Raw genomic sequence first — 14,330 nt, forward strand, 5'->3', positions numbered from 1 at the left:
GACAAGCTTTACGCGCGGCATACCGACGCGCGCTCCTTCGTTGAGGCTCCGGCCCTCTCCCCCACCCATCTCCCGCGCGCGGGAGATGGGTGCGTATGCCTGGGCACGGGGCTTTGCTCAGATGTGCGAGCGTGCGGATGCGCGGCTTTTAACTCGATGGCCTACCGAGAAACACTTCACCGCATGGATGGGCCTGGCACCGGGAAGCCGCCAAAGCGGCAAGCGCCGCGGCAGCGTCAAACGCCACCGCAATCGCGCCGGTCGACTGTTCTGCCTGATGGCCCGGAGTCTGGCGCGTAGCAAGGACATCGCCTTGGGTGGCTTCTACCGACGCATGGCAGCACGACGCGGCGCACTGATTGCCAACATTGCGTTGGCACGCAAGCTGGCCATCCTCTTCTGGCGCGTCATGGTTAAGGGAATGCAGTACGTCGAAAGTGGCTTGGCACACTACGAGGCCCGCGTCCTCGAAACCAAACGGCGGGCACTCAGGCACCTGGCCAAACAACTCGGCCAGGAGCTAGTTCCCCTCCCTACTGCCGCATAGAAACCAATGGTTCATGGAAAGGGGCGGGCGAGAGGGCAGGCGCTTCCGGATGCGTCGCGCCTTGCCAAACCAAACCACCTCTCCCACTGAGACGACGCCCATTGCGCAGCGGCGCTTAACCTTAAGCCGCGCTGACAAACAACCGCATCGCCGGCATCACCTGCGATGCCTGTTCAGGCCGATCCAGCGCACTCTCCAGATTCATGCGTGCCACGTTGACGTGTTCCGTCGCAAGCGCCTGCGCGCGCGCGCCTTCGCCGCGCCGCATGGCGTCGAACAAGCTGTGATGCTGCCGGTGTGCATAGACCAGCCATTGCCCGCCCTCTTCCACCGCCGACTGCATCGGCAACATGGCGCTCGCCGCGGCGAATGGCAACCGGTTGTTGAGTTCGATGGCCCGTGCCAGCGCGCTGTTGCCGCTGCCCTCGACGATCAGCGCGTGAAAGCGATCGTTCATATTGCTGTACGCGACATAGTCGTCGTAGTCGAGCTGTGCCTTGGTCAGGACCCGGTCGCCTTCGCGCAGGCAGTCCTGGAGGTCCAGCGATAGTTGCCGTGACAGCCCATGCTCGGCAACCAGCCGCGCGGCCATGCCCTCCAGGTGTCCGCGTACCGCGATCGCATCCTGGATCTCCCGCGGCGTGAAGCGGCGCATCATGTAGCCGCTGCTCGGCGAAGGCTCGATCAGCCCCTCCTGCTCCAGCGCGGCGAGCGCAAGCCGGACCGGCGTGCGCGAGACGCCGAGCTTCTCAGCCAGCGGGATCTCGGCCAGGCGGGCGCCCGGTTCGAATTCGCCCTTAAGAATCAGGTCGCGCAGTTGCACCAAGACCCGTGTCTGGTGGGATTCCATTACACACCCTCGTCAAATCGTAGCCGCGGCCGCTGCATGCGAGGTTGGCCGGGCTGCATACAATATGCGACATGGTACACCAGACAACGGCCTGATCAGCTCGGAAACAGGCTCTTCAGCGCGACAGAGTCATCAGCGAGCACATCGGGATCGGGGCGAACGCGCGCGGCGATCAGGCGCCGTGCCGCCATGTGATCCTGCGGGCGGTTGATCGAATCCGCGGCGACGATCACTTCCTGCTTCAGGTACACGGCCGTGAATCGCCCCGCCAGCACGTCGCCGCGCACCACCGCCTGGTCATGCCCCGCCGAGAAGCCAGCCATCTGCAGCTTGTAGCCATGCTGGTCCGACCAGAACCACGGCACCGCCTCGTACGGCGCGGGACGATCGGCAACCGTCGCACCGGCCACCCTGGCGAGGTCGTTCGCGCTTTGTATAGATTCGACGCGCACGCACCGGCCTTGCGCTTCGCTCGCATCCGTAGGCATCCATGGATTTGGATACGCAGCACAATCGCCGGCCGCGACAATGGCGGGATCGCTGGTGCGCGCAAAGCGGTCGACCACGATGCCGTTGTCCACCGTCAGGCCGCAGTCCTCGGCAAGCTCCACGTTCGGTACCACGCCGAGGCCTGCGATGACCAATTCCGCCGGAAGGACCTCGCCGGAATCGAGCTCGACCCCGCTGACCGCATCATTGCCGAGCAGCCGCAGAATCCGGGTCGCAAGCCGAATGCGGACCCCTTGCCGCTGATGCACCGTCTGCAGGAACGTCGAGATCAGTGGCGGCACCGCGCGCTGCAGCAACCGCTCCTGCAACTCGACCACGGTCACATCGAGGCCGAGCGTGCGCAACGACGCCGCCACCTCCAGCCCGATAAAGCCGCCGCCCACTACCACGGCCTTGCTGGCCTCCCGCGCACGCGCCTTGATGTCGCACGCATCCGCGAGGTCGCGCAGGTAGTAGACGTGGCGCAGTTCCGCTCCCTCGCATGGCAGGCGCCGACAGCGCGCCCCAGTGGTCAGGGCCAGGTGGTCGTAGCGCAGCAGTGCCCCGTCGGACAATGCAACCGTGCGCGCCTGCCGGTCGATGCGGCGCGCCGAGACTCCGGTCCGCAGCGTGATCCGCTCTTCCCTGAACCGCTCGGGCGACTGCAGCGGCAGGCTCGATGCATCCACCGCGTCGCTCAGGAAGCCCTTGGACAGCGGCGGCCGCTGGTACGGTGCGTGGGGCTCGTCGCCGATCATGGTGATGCTGCCCTGGAAGCCGTTGGCGCGCGCGGCCAGCGCCAGCTGGGTGCCCGCGTAGGAGGCCCCGATGATGACGAGATCGGCCATGGTCTACCCCTGCTTTTCCGGGACGCGCACGACCAGGCCGTCGAGCGCGTCGGTCACGACGATCTGGCAGCTGAGCCGGCTGGCCGGCTGCCGTACGGCCGCCACGCCCTCGAGCAGTTCGTCTTCCATTTCGTCGGGCGCGGGCATATGGTCGGCCCAGGGCGAATCGATATACACATGGCAGGTCGCGCAGGAACAGCAACCGCCGCACTCCGCATCGATCCCGCGGACATTGTTGGCGATCGCGACTTCCATCAGCGTCTTGCCGCTGGCCGAAGCCACTTCCTTGCGGCTGCCGTCTTTCAGGACATAGGTAATCGTCGGCATGACATCCTCACTGCGGTTCGGTTAAAACGTGTCGAAGTACTCGCGCTGCTCCCAGTCGCTCACCTCAAGATTGAAGCGCGCGATCTCGGCCTGCTTGATATGGCAGAAGTAGTCGACAAAGCCACTGCCCATGCCTTCACGCAGGGCATCGTCTTCTTTCAGGCAGGCCAGCGCCTCGTCGAGCGTCCTGGGCAGATGGGGTGCGGGGGTCTCGTATGGCGAATCGGCGGACGGGCCCGGATCCAGGCGCCACTGGATACCGTCCAGCCCCGAGATGGCCTGCGACGCGAGATAGAGATAGGGATTTGCCGCGGGTTCGCCCACGCGGTTTTCGATGCGCGTGGCCGCATCGCCCGCGCCGCCCAGCACCCGCAGCATTGCGCCGCGGTTGTCGCGCGCCCAGATCGCGCGGTCGGGCGCCAGCGAATAGGCACGGAACCGCTTGTAGCCATTGATGGTCGGCGTGGAGAACGCGGTCGCCGCGCAGGCGTGCTGCAGCAGGCCGGCCAGGTAATGACGCCCGGTCGCGGACAGGTCTTGCCCGACCTCGTCCGGCATCATCGCATTCGCGCCGTTGTCCAGCCGCTTCAGCGACTGGTGCAGGTGCCATCCGCTCGACACTACGTTGCGGATCTTCGGGCGGCACATAAAGGTCGCGTGGTAGCCATGCCGCTTGCACACCTGCTTGACGGCGCTGCGGAACAACACCATCGCGTCCGCGGTGGCAACCGGCGTCGCCGGCGCGAAGGTGAATTCGAACTGGCTGGGACCGAACTCGATTTCCAGCGACCGCACCGGCAGGCCGAGCTGCTGCACGTTCTTGCGGATCAGCTCGATCACTTCCTCGGTCGCGTCATAGCGCAGCTCTGTCAGGAACTGGTAGCCGTGCGACAACAGCTCGACCTCGGGCGGCTCGCCCGGCTGGCCGGCATCGTCCGGCGTCATGTGTTCGCGCAGCAGGCGGAACACATGGAACTCGACTTCCAGTCCGGTGACGAGCTGGTATCCCGCTGCCGCGAGGCGCTCCTCCGCGTTGCGCAGGATGCGGCGGGTGGCAAAGGGCACCGCCCTGCCATCCTGGAAATACGGATCGCAAAGCAGCCAGCCGGTGCGCGGCGACCAGGGCAGCACGCGGAAGGTGGTGGGATCGGGAACCAGCGTGACGTCCGCCCCGCCCAGCATGCCAGGCATGTCGAAGCCGCCGCCAGAACTGAACACGGGGAACACCGTCCGGTGCGAAGTGTCCTTGGCGAACAGCGTGGTGGTCACGTTCACGCCGCCGCGCAACGCCTTGATCGCCTCCGACGCGACCAGCGTCTTGCCGCGCAGCACGCCATGCTGGTCCGGGAAGGAAAAGCGCACCACGTCGATGTCTCCCCCGGCGAGCTGACGCGCAACGTCGTCAGCAGCACGGGCATGGGTATCGGTCCAGAGGCCGAATTGTTCTACAAGCGCCATATGGGTCCGGCTCGCCGCATCGTGCAACGCGGTGGAGCCGCCTCGGTTAGTTAGTCGTGATCCTGTGGCTGCGTACCGGTCAGGCGCGCGACGCCCATTCCGATTCGGCCCGGCGCTTGGCATCGGCCCCGACCCAGTAGTCGTCGGGCGACTGCTCCACGCTGACCCCGTCGATCGATGCCGGCCCGGTAAGCGTACTGGCCTGCTGCGCGTCCACCATCATCAGCGCCCTCTCGCCGCGCTGGTTTGCCTCGATCGCCGCGACCAGCTGCTTGCGGTAGGCGATGATGCCCTTGTCGGTGGTGCCCAGGTGCTCGCGGGTGCGGTCCTGGATCGCGCCCTGCGATTCCACGGCCCACTGGTCGTGGACGTTGATGTCGTGGCCCATGCCCGTGTAGGTCTGCGTGCGCTGCTCGTAGGGGTTGAAGCCGTAGTGGTTGCGCTTGTTCAGCCGCGGGCGGTAGTCGGGCAGTTCGTACAGCGCCAGGCGCTGGTCGCGCATCTGCTGCTTGTCGACCGGCGCGGTGAAGCTGGTGAAGATGGCGTACCAGTAGCAACTGGTGTCGTCGACCGGCACATGCCATTGCGCAATCGTCATCTCGGCGCTCATCGGGATAATGAACGCCTGCGGAAACACGACGTTGGTCACGCGCACATGCTGCTGGCCGTCGCCGAGTTCGCGCAAGGCGGTCAGCCGCATGCCGTAGTCGGTCGGCGCGATGCTGATTTCCGGGCAGTCGAATTCACGGAGCACCTTCGTGATCGGCATGCCGGAATCGGCCGACGCGCCGCGAAACTGCTTGCCGTAGCTTTCCGCGACGTCTTCATCCTCGAAGAACCGGTGCAGGAAGGAAGCGTGCGCCGGATCGATGCCGACCTCGAGCGCCTGCAGCCAGTTGCACTCGAGCAATCCCTTGAAGGCGAAGGTGTACTGGTCAGGGGCGACAAAGCAGTCAAAGGCCGGGAATGCCGGCGGCTCGCCTTCGCCGATAAAGGCAAACAGCACGCCGCCGCGCTCGACGATCGGATAGGCGTTCTGGCGGATGAGCTGGCACAGCTTGCTGCCGGCGGGTTCCGCGGGCGTTTCCAGGCACGTGCCGGTACGGTCGAACAGCCAGCCGTGAAACGGGCAGCGCAGGCCGCCGTCCTCCAGCCTCCCGAAGCTCAGGTCCGCACCGCGGTGCGGGCAATCACGATCCAGCATCGCGTAGTGGCCTTGCTCGTCGCGGAACACGACGAAGTCCTGGCCCATCAGGCGCACGGCGCGCACCGGGCGCTCACCTTCGAACTCGTCCACCAGCGCAACCGGTTGCCAGTATTGCCGCAACAGCTTGCCGGCTGGGGTATCCGCGCCGACGCGGGTGATGAGTTCGTTCTGTTCCTTGGACATCATGATGGGGACATCTCCTGCTGGGTGGGTGGTTCCTGGGTGGGTTTTGCTGTATGCAGCGTCGTTGTATGCAGCATATTATTTGCTGCATACAGTCAAGACAAGGTCGATTTTGGGCGCATGCTCGGAAGCCATGCCGAACTTACTCCGCACTCGCGCCATTAAGTCACAATAGGCTATTGTTTTTATTATATATTTTCAGATATTTAGGGCCCATGAACTGAGGATTTAAGTGTTTACCCGCACCAACGAGGCGAGCTTCATATGACTGCTAAATAGCGCCTGTTGGTGCACATATTTTCATCTTTCTGGAATATCTGCATGCAGCGATATATTATCTGCATGCAGTGATGACCAGATGACCCAGGAGACCCACCTTTGCCCGCCCCCAACCCAATATCCGCCCAGCCCACACGTACCCATTGCCCGCTGGTCGGCATCGTCTGCGACCGGTTCTTCGTCGGGGATCACGACGTGCATGGCGTCAAGGAGAGCTACCGGCGCGCCCTTACCGAGGTCGCGCGCGTCGCACCGGTCTTTATCCCGGCCAGCGAGGACATCGATGACTTCAGCCCCTATCTGGCGTCGCTGTCCGGGCTGCTCTTTCCTGGCGGCGCGTCCAATGTCTCGCCCGGCCGTTACGGTGGACGCGAGTCTGCCGAATTCCTGGTCGACCGAGCGCGCGATCATGTCGCGCTGCACCTGATCCGGCGTGCCGCCGACCTCGGCATCCCGATGCTGGCGATCTGCCGCGGCTTCCAGGAAATGAACGTGGCCTTCGGCGGCACGCTGCGTGCCGATATCCATGCGGCCGGCCATTCGCCGGAGCACCGGGAAGACGCGTCGGAAGACCTGGTCGCACGCTATCGCTACAAGCACACGGTCGCGCTCGCGCGGGACGGCATGTTCAGCGCATGGATCGGTGACGCAAGCGCGCGCGTCAATTCCCTGCATACGCAAGGCATCGACACATTGGGGAACAACCTCGCGGTCGAGGCCAGCACCGATGACGGCCTGGTCGAGGCGATCCGCGTCGAGGGCGTCAAGTTTGCGGTGGGTGTGCAATGGCACCCGGAAGTCACGGCCGATTCCGATCCGCTATCCCGGTCGTTGTTCACCCACTTCGGCGACGCGTGCCGGCGTTACGCACGGCACGCCTGAGCGCCGCCTTGCCGGAACCTGGACGGGTTCCGGATCGAACCCCTCGAATGAGGCGAACTCATTCACCGCAACATGGTGGTGGCGCTCAACGACGGCGCAGCGCTCGGTGACCCGAGAGGATGGTGCTACGGCGGCTGGGCGGTTCCTGTCCTCGAAGATCGCGTCAAACACGCGCAACAGGTTGAGATCGACTCTGCCGAGGTTCATGGCGCCGCTCCAGCTCGCTACCGATTCACGAGTGTATTGAGCTGGAAGCGGCGTCCCGTTGTGCGCGGGGCGCGTGGATTCTCTCTGGCGATCGCCCTCCTGCGTGTGGGTCAAAGCCATGAGCCGGCACGCGGCGTGTGCCGGCCAGACTGCAAGGCGATAGTGATACCGACAGCGACGGACGCGGCCGCCAGCGGTCGGGGGTGCGGTTGGGGTGTTTACGGCCCTTCGCGGGCTCAGCCGTTCGCGTCCGCCGGCCGCGACTCACTACGCGCGCCATCCGTGAATGTGTCGCGCGGACCATTCACGCTGGCCCCGTCGGTGTACACATCGAAGCGCTTCTCGGCCGCCGCCGCGCTGGCCGCGCCATCGGTGTACGGATCCGCCGGCCGCGGCGCCGCCTTGGCCGATAGCGCAAAGGTGGCGCTGACCATCATCAGCAATGTCGGGAGCAAGGCATGCAGCATGGCGCGGCGGTAAGTTCCGGCATGCAGCCAACGCAGGTGCGGCCAGCGCGTTCTGGTCGCCCGCGCGGCGCGGCGGCCTGCGGTGTCAGGGAGGCGGGAGAGCTTGGATAAGGTCATGGAAGGACTCCGGTGCGTGAAGGAAAGCCGGCCTGGCCAGGCACCGGTGGAGTCTAGCGATCGCAGCCGACGCCGCCCTGACCCTACCCTGACAATTCCGTCAGGCAGGCGCGTTATCGGGGTGTGCCTTGCGCCAACAGTCTTTCCAGCCACGCAGAATCATGCCGGCGCGCAGCTGTGCCATGCTTGCGCAGCAGGCGCGCTCGGCACGCCCGCACCTGTTCAGTGCAGCCCCCGCAAAACTGACAAGACTGACAGGTTGGATTCGCACGCATCTTCTATATTTCTAGGATTCCGAGGAATGGACCCATGAAACTCCTGCTGGTCGAAGATGAGATCAAGACGGTCGACTACCTGCGCCGCGGCCTGTCCGAGAACGGCTACGTGGTCGACACGGCGCACAACGGGCTGGACGGCCTGCACCTGGCCTGTACCGAGCCGTATGACGCGATCGTGCTCGACGTCATGTTGCCCGCGCTGGACGGTGTCTCGCTGCTGAAGTCGCTGCGCCGCGAGCAGCAGACACCGGTGCTGATGCTGACCGCGCGCGACGACCTCGACGATCGCCTCAACGCCTTTGATGCCGGTGCCGACGACTACCTGTCCAAGCCCTTCTCCTTCCTGGAACTGCTGGCGCGCCTCAACGTGCTGACGCGCCGCGGCCGGCAGACCGAGCCATCGCAACTCACCGTCGGCGACCTGCGCATTGACCTGCTGTCGCGGCGGGCGACACGCGGCACGCGCCGGCTGGACCTGAGCGCGCGCGAATTCACGCTGCTGTCCGTGCTGGCGCGGCGGCAGGGGCAGATCGTTTCCAAGACCGCGATCACCGAACTGGTCTGGGACATCTCCTTCGACTGCAACACCAACGTGGTCGAGGTCGCCGTCAAGCGCCTGCGCGCCAAGCTGGACTGGCCCGGCGAGCCCAAGCTGCTGCACACCATCCGCGGCATGGGCTACGTGCTGGAACCCCGCGACGGGCTGACGGCATGAACCGGCATCGCTCCATCGCAGCGCGCCTGGCCGCGATGTTCGGCCTCGCGGCGGCCTTTGTCTTCGCCATCACGGGCGTGGTGCTCTACCAGGTGCAGTGCGTGGAACTGGAGAAGCGCCAGCTCGAAGAGATCCACGCGCGCTTCGACCTCGCCGGCCCCAAGGCGGCAGGCCTGGGCACCACGGCGCAATGGGAGCGCTTTGCCACCATGCTGCGCAGCATGACGCCGGCAGACCGCAGCGTGCGCTACTTTGTCGAGAGCACCGATCCGCGCTTCCGCTACGGCGAGCCGTTCCCGCGCGAGGCCGAAGCCACGCCGCGCGCCCCGCACGTGTGGGCGGTGGAGTTCGGCGACAACCGTTTCCTGATGCTCAAGCGCCCCATCCCCGCACTGCAGGACCGGCCGGAGGTGGCGCTGGCGGTCGCGGTCGACCAGGCGCCCTTCTTCGAGACCAGCCGCACGCTGGGCATTGCGCTGGTGGTGTCCTCGGTGCTGGGCGTGATCGCGGTGAGCCTGCTCGGTTGGCGTATCGCCAAGTCGGGCCTCGCGCCGATCGAGCGCTTGTCGCGCCATGCCAGCGCGCTCGATCCCAAGCAGCTCGAGCGCCTGCCCGACGCCAACCTGCCGGGCGAACTGTGTGGCCTGGTCCATGCCTTCAACGGCGCGCTCGACAAGCTCGAGCGTGCCTACCGGCAGCTTTCCGCCTTCAATGCCGACGTGGCGCATGAATTGCGCACGCCGCTGGGCAATGTCATCGGCCAGACCCAGGTGGCGCTGTCGCGGCCACGCAGCACTGCCGAGCTGGAAGAGATCCTGCAGTCCAACCTGGAAGACCTGGAGCGGCTCAGCCGCATCGTGATCGACATGCTGTTCCTGGCCCAGTCCGACCGCGGCGCGCTGGCGCGCGACCTGGTCGAGGTCTCGGTCGCGCACGAGGTGCGGCGCAGCGCGGACTTCCTCGACCTGCTGTTCGAAGACGCCGGCTCCACGCTGCACGTGACGGGCGATGCGCGGGTGCGCGTCAATGTCTCGCTGCTGCAGCGCGCGCTGACCAACCTGATGAGCAACGCCCTGCAGCATGGAAGGCCCGGGCGGCCGGTGACGGTGGCGATCGCGCAGGCGGCAGGCACGCTGACCATCACCGTGCGCAACGAGTCGGACCGCCTGTCCGCGATCCAGCCGAACCGCCTGTTCGACCGCTTCTACCGTGCCGACGCGGCGCGCAGCGACAGCCGGCAGAACCACGGGCTGGGGCTGGCCATCGTCAAGGCGATCGCCACCATGCACGGCGGCAGCGTGTTCGCGCAGGTGGAGCCGCACGCGATCCGGATCGGCATGACGCTGCCGGTCAGCCAGCCGGTGCCCGACGCGCCCGCGCCGGCGCGCCCGCTGGCGCGTCCCGCCGCAGCCTGAGGGCGGGCCGATTGCAGGTTTGGCAGATTTGGCAGGCCTGGCATCCACCACTGGCGCGCCGCTTCGATTCTTGAATTCGTGCGGCGCATCGTATATTTTCGAGGGGCATTCCCGTGGTTGCGCCGTGCCAGCCAGTGCCTGTCACGATGATCGGATTCGCGGCAAGCCACACCCGACAACGCATGTCCGGAACCGAAGGGCCTGGCAACCCCGTCCGCGCGGTGTGCGCGTGATCCTGCGCGGTTGCCTGTCGCTGCGCCCTTGCTCCTGTCCATCGAAGAGGAGCTGCCATGGATGCAGTCAGGACATTGCTCGAAACCCAGCCGCTGCTCACGCTGTTCCTCACGGTTGCGCTGGGCTATGTCATCGGCGAGATCAATATCAAGGGTGTGTCGCTCGGGTCGGGCGCGGTGCTGTTCGTCGGGCTGGCGATCGGCGGGTTCGCGCCCAAGTCCGCACCGCCCGCCCTGCTCGGCACGCTTGGGCTGCTGCTCTTTCTCTATGGCATCGGGATCCAGTACGGCGAGCAGTTCTTCAAAGGCCTGACCAGCCCGGACGGCCTCAAGGCCAACGCCGCCGCCGTGCTCGGCGTGGTCGGCTCAGGGCTGGTCGCGGTCGCGCTGGTGCCGCTGGTCGGCGTGAAACTCGACGAGTCGCTGGGCATGTTCGCCGGCGCGGGCACCAGCACGGCAAGCCTGCAGGCCGCAATGGCGGCGATGAAGAGCGACGGCGCCGCGGTGGGCTACAGCGTCGCGTACCCGGTCGGCGTGGCCGGGCCGATCCTGTTCCTGTATGCCCTCACCGCGCTGCTCAAGCCGAATATCGTGCGGCCGCCGCCAAAGCTGATCGAGACCGCCGAGATCGCACTGACAAACCCTGCGTTCATCGGCGCGCGGCTGTCGGAGCTGGTCGCACGCCTGCCGGACGGGGTGGTGATTGCTGCAGTGCGTCGCGCACACCACAACCAGCCGCCCGCCGACGACCTGGTCCTGCAGGCGGACGACGTGCTGCTCGCGACCGCCACCGACCCGGCCGTGCTGCGTGAAGCCACCTCGCTGTGCGGAGAGCTGCAGCCAGGCCGCATGACGAGCCATCGCGAAGACCTGGACTATATGCGCGTGTTCGCCTCGAGCCGGCTCGTGGTCGGGCACACGCTGCGCGACATCCGCTTTCCCGAAGGCATGGCCTGCTCGATCGCCCATGTGCGGCGCGGCGATGCCGACCTGATGCCCAGCCAGGATCTCATCCTCGAATTCGGCGACCGCGTCGGCCTGCTGGTCAATCGCGCCCACATGAAGCCGATTCGCGCGCTGTTCGGCGACTCCATCAAGGGCACCGCCGAGCTTAGCTTTATCTCGATCGGCATCGGCGCGGCCCTCGGGCTGCTGGTCGGGCTGGTCCCGGTGCCGATTCCCGGCGTCGGCACGCTGGCGCTGGGGCTCGCCGCGCTGCTGCTGGTCGCCCTCGTGCTCGGCCGGGTGCGCCGTCTCGGGCCGTTCGTCTGGACCATGCCGCTATCGGCCAACCTGGTGCTGCGCAACTTCGGGCTGACCATCTTCCTGGCACAGGTGGGCATTGCGTCGGGGCCGAAGTTCTTCGCCACCATCGGCGTAACCGGGGTGTCCTTCCTGATCTATGGCGTGGTGATCCTGCTCGCCCTGCTGCTGATCACTGCGATCTTCTGCCTCTGGGTCTTCAGGCTGCCGTTCGACCTGGCGGTGGGCGTGATCTGCGGCGCGACCGGCAATCCCGCCATCCTGGCCTTTGCCAACCGCGTCGCGCCCACCGACCGTCCCGACCTCGGCTACTCGATGATCTTCCCGTCGATGACCATCGTGAAAATCCTGTTCGTACAGGTCGCCGCCACGCTGGCTGGCGGATAGTGCGGCGCAACTTGGGCGCATCGCTGCACGCGATTCGCCGCGGAGACACATCATGGAAATCGCCGTCTTCAGCGCAAAGTCCTACGATCGCCAACATCTGGATGCCGCGAATGCGGCGGAAGGTCATCAGCTCAAGTACTTCGAAGTCCCCCTGGACAGTGAAACGGTGGGCCTCGCCGCGGGCCACGGCGCGGTGTGCATCTTCGTCAATGACCGGGCCGATGCGACTGTGCTGGAAGCGCTCGTGCGCGGCGGCACCAAGCTGGTCGCGCTGCGCTGCACCGGGTTCAACAACGTCGACCTGAAAGCCGCCCAAGCGCTCGGGATCAAGGTAGTCCGCGTGGTCGACTACTCGCCCAATTCGGTCGCCGAGCATGCGGTGGCCCTGCTGATGGCGATCAACCGCAAGATCCACCGGGCCTACAACCGCACGCGGGATTTCAATTTCTCGCTCGAAGGCCTGATGGGCTTCGACCTGTGCGGCAAGACCGTGGCCGTGATCGGCACCGGCAAGATCGGGCGCGTGTTCGCAAAGATCATGGTCGGGTTCGGCTGCAACGTAATCGGGTACGACAAGTACCCGTCTCCGGAATTCGAGGCCCTTGGCGGCCGCTACGCGGACGAGGGAGAAATCGGCGCAAGCGCGGACTGCATCTCGCTGCACTGCCCGCTCACGCCCGAGACCCATCACATCATCAACGCCGAAACGCTGTCGCGCGCCAAGACAGGCGCCTTGCTGATCAACACCAGCCGCGGCGGGCTGATCGACACGGAAGCGGTCATCGACGCGCTTAGGAGCGGACAACTCGGCGGGCTGGCGATCGACGTGTACGAGCAGGAGGCGGAGCTGTTCTTCCGCGACCTGTCCAGCACCATCGTCGACGACGCCGTGCTGCAGCAGCTCATCACGTTCCCGAACGTGATCGTGACCGGGCACCAGGCCTTCCTCACGCGCGAAGCCGTGACGACCATCTGCGAGACCACGCTGCGCAGCGCGACGGAATTCGAGGCCGGCAAGCCGCTGACGAACGAGGTCAGCGCCAGTTGAACGCGGCCGCTGCCGGCCTCATGCCGCGCCGCGCAGCGGCCCGAATCGCTCGACGTACAGCCCCGCCACCCAGTCCACGAACACGCGCACGCGCGGCGCCAGTTGCCGGTGGAACGGGTACAGCGCCGACACCGGCAGGTCCGGGCACGGCCACTGGGCCAACACCTGCACCAGCCGGCCAGCGCGCAGGTGCTCCTCGACGCGGAAGCGCGGCACCTGGACCAGGCCGCAGCCGGCCAGCGCCGCGCTGGTATAGCACTCGGCATCGCTGACCGAGATCCAGCCGCGCGCCTTGAACTCCTGCACCTCGCCATCGACGGTCAGCGTGAACGGATACCGGTTGTCACTGTTGCGCGAGAAGAAACCCACGCCCACATGCTCAGCCAGCTCGGACGGCTCCTGCGGCGTGCCGTGCGCGGCCAGGTAGCCGGGGCTGGCGCACAGCACCTCCGGCATATCCGCCAGCCGCCTGGCCACCAGCGACGAATCGCGCGGACGCCCCGCGCGCACCACGCAGTCGATGCCCTCGCCGACCAGGTCGACCAGCCGGTCGCCGCTGCTGACGACCAGGTCGATATGGGGATAGCGGTCGCGGAACTCACCGATGCGCGGCAGGATGATCATGGTCGCGTGGGTGCCGTGCAGGTCAAGCCGCAGCGTGCCGCGCGGGCTGGCCACCTGTGTGCTGAGCGAGGTCTCGGCGTCTTCCAGGTCCTGCAGCACGCGCTTGCTGCGCTCGTAGAACGCCTGGCCGTCCAGCGTCGGGCGCACCTGGCGCGTGGTGCGTTCCAGCAGCCGTGCGCCCACGCGGGCCTCCAGTTCCTTGATGGCGTGCGTGGCGGTGGCGCGCGGGATATCCAATGCGCTGGCGGCGCCGGTGAAGGAGCCCAGTTCCACGATCCGGGTGAAGAGTTGCAGCGCGTCGAAGCGGTCCATAGCGGGCAGTCATAACGGAACGGTCACCCCCGGATTGGAAGCAGGTTCGAGGCTGGCGTCAAGCCCGGCCGCAGCCGGCGCGCAGGGGCGGGTCGCGTTCGGGCCTGCCGCACAAGGGGCAGGTATGGGTCATGAACGGTCTCTTCAGGGAATGCCCCGCCGGAGGCGGGGCTGTTCAGGAAGGCCGGCGCCGG

Annotated in this window: 13 protein-coding genes; 6 read left to right on the forward strand and 7 right to left on the reverse strand. The window is 66.4% G+C overall.

What is annotated here, in order from left to right:
* The first annotated feature begins 85 nt into the window (after positions 1 to 85).
* Positions 86 to 547, forward strand: coding sequence for a transposase (locus tag AC10V3_RS12585; RefSeq protein ID WP_022535598.1), 462 nt, complete (start codon positions 86 to 88; stop codon positions 545 to 547).
* Between the two features lie 121 nt (positions 548 to 668).
* Here AC10V3_RS12585 and AC10V3_RS12590 read toward each other — a convergent pair whose 3' ends face one another.
* The 5 genes from AC10V3_RS12590 to AC10V3_RS12610 form a co-directional block, all read right to left on the reverse strand.
* Positions 669 to 1,397, reverse strand: coding sequence for a GntR family transcriptional regulator (locus tag AC10V3_RS12590; protein WP_022535599.1), 729 nt, complete (start codon positions 1,395 to 1,397; stop codon positions 669 to 671).
* A gap of 95 nt (positions 1,398 to 1,492) precedes the next feature.
* On the reverse strand, positions 1,493 to 2,734 hold the full coding sequence (locus AC10V3_RS12595; protein ID WP_022535600.1) for an NAD(P)/FAD-dependent oxidoreductase: 1,242 nt from the start codon (positions 2,732 to 2,734) through the stop codon (positions 1,493 to 1,495).
* A gap of 3 nt (positions 2,735 to 2,737) precedes the next feature.
* Positions 2,738 to 3,061 (reverse strand): 2Fe-2S iron-sulfur cluster-binding protein, encoded by a 324-nt coding sequence (locus tag AC10V3_RS12600; RefSeq protein WP_022535601.1) that lies wholly within the window; start codon positions 3,059 to 3,061, stop codon positions 2,738 to 2,740.
* 21 nt (positions 3,062 to 3,082) lie between these two features.
* Complete coding sequence (locus AC10V3_RS12605) at positions 3,083 to 4,519, reverse strand: glutamine synthetase family protein (protein ID WP_454752034.1); 1,437 nt, start codon at positions 4,517 to 4,519, stop codon at positions 3,083 to 3,085.
* Between the two features lie 79 nt (positions 4,520 to 4,598).
* Positions 4,599 to 5,912 carry a Rieske 2Fe-2S domain-containing protein gene (locus tag AC10V3_RS12610; protein ID WP_490922288.1) on the reverse strand — a complete coding sequence of 438 codons (1,314 nt, stop codon included), beginning with the start codon at positions 5,910 to 5,912 and terminating at the stop codon, positions 4,599 to 4,601.
* Positions 5,913 to 6,287: 375 nt separating this feature from the next.
* Here AC10V3_RS12610 and AC10V3_RS12615 point away from each other — a divergent pair, with 375 nt between their 5' ends.
* On the forward strand, positions 6,288 to 7,070 hold the full coding sequence (locus AC10V3_RS12615; RefSeq protein ID WP_022535604.1) for a gamma-glutamyl-gamma-aminobutyrate hydrolase family protein: 783 nt from the start codon (positions 6,288 to 6,290) through the stop codon (positions 7,068 to 7,070).
* Between the two features lie 443 nt (positions 7,071 to 7,513).
* On the opposite strand, the gene AC10V3_RS12620 is transcribed toward AC10V3_RS12615, so the two are convergent.
* A complete protein-coding gene (locus AC10V3_RS12620; RefSeq protein WP_022535605.1) occupies positions 7,514 to 7,861 on the reverse strand; it encodes a hypothetical protein in 348 nt (115 codons plus the stop codon).
* 309 nt (positions 7,862 to 8,170) lie between these two features.
* Here AC10V3_RS12620 and AC10V3_RS12625 point away from each other — a divergent pair, with 309 nt between their 5' ends.
* The 4 genes from AC10V3_RS12625 to AC10V3_RS12640 all read left to right on the forward strand — a co-directional run bounded on the left by AC10V3_RS12625 (position 8,171) and on the right by AC10V3_RS12640 (position 13,200).
* A complete protein-coding gene (locus tag AC10V3_RS12625; RefSeq protein ID WP_022535606.1) occupies positions 8,171 to 8,854 on the forward strand; it encodes a heavy metal response regulator transcription factor in 684 nt (227 codons plus the stop codon).
* Positions 8,851 to 10,269, forward strand: coding sequence for a heavy metal sensor histidine kinase (locus tag AC10V3_RS12630; RefSeq protein WP_349609241.1), 1,419 nt, complete (start codon positions 8,851 to 8,853; stop codon positions 10,267 to 10,269). The genes AC10V3_RS12625 and AC10V3_RS12630 overlap by 4 nt, the downstream gene beginning before the upstream one ends.
* Before the next feature lie 290 nt (positions 10,270 to 10,559).
* Positions 10,560 to 12,152: an aspartate:alanine exchanger family transporter gene (locus tag AC10V3_RS12635; RefSeq protein ID WP_022535608.1), complete on the forward strand. Its 1,593-nt coding sequence runs from the start codon at positions 10,560 to 10,562 to the stop codon at positions 12,150 to 12,152.
* A gap of 52 nt (positions 12,153 to 12,204) precedes the next feature.
* Complete coding sequence (locus tag AC10V3_RS12640) at positions 12,205 to 13,200, forward strand: 2-hydroxyacid dehydrogenase (RefSeq protein WP_022535609.1); 996 nt, start codon at positions 12,205 to 12,207, stop codon at positions 13,198 to 13,200.
* Between the two features lie 18 nt (positions 13,201 to 13,218).
* Here the strand turns inward: AC10V3_RS12640 and AC10V3_RS12645 are convergent, their stop codons facing one another.
* On the reverse strand, positions 13,219 to 14,136 hold the full coding sequence (locus AC10V3_RS12645) for a LysR family transcriptional regulator (RefSeq protein WP_022535610.1): 918 nt from the start codon (positions 14,134 to 14,136) through the stop codon (positions 13,219 to 13,221).
* Positions 14,137 to 14,330: the final 194 nt, after the last annotated feature.

It is taken from the genome of Cupriavidus sp. PB-02 (assembly GCF_058252315.1).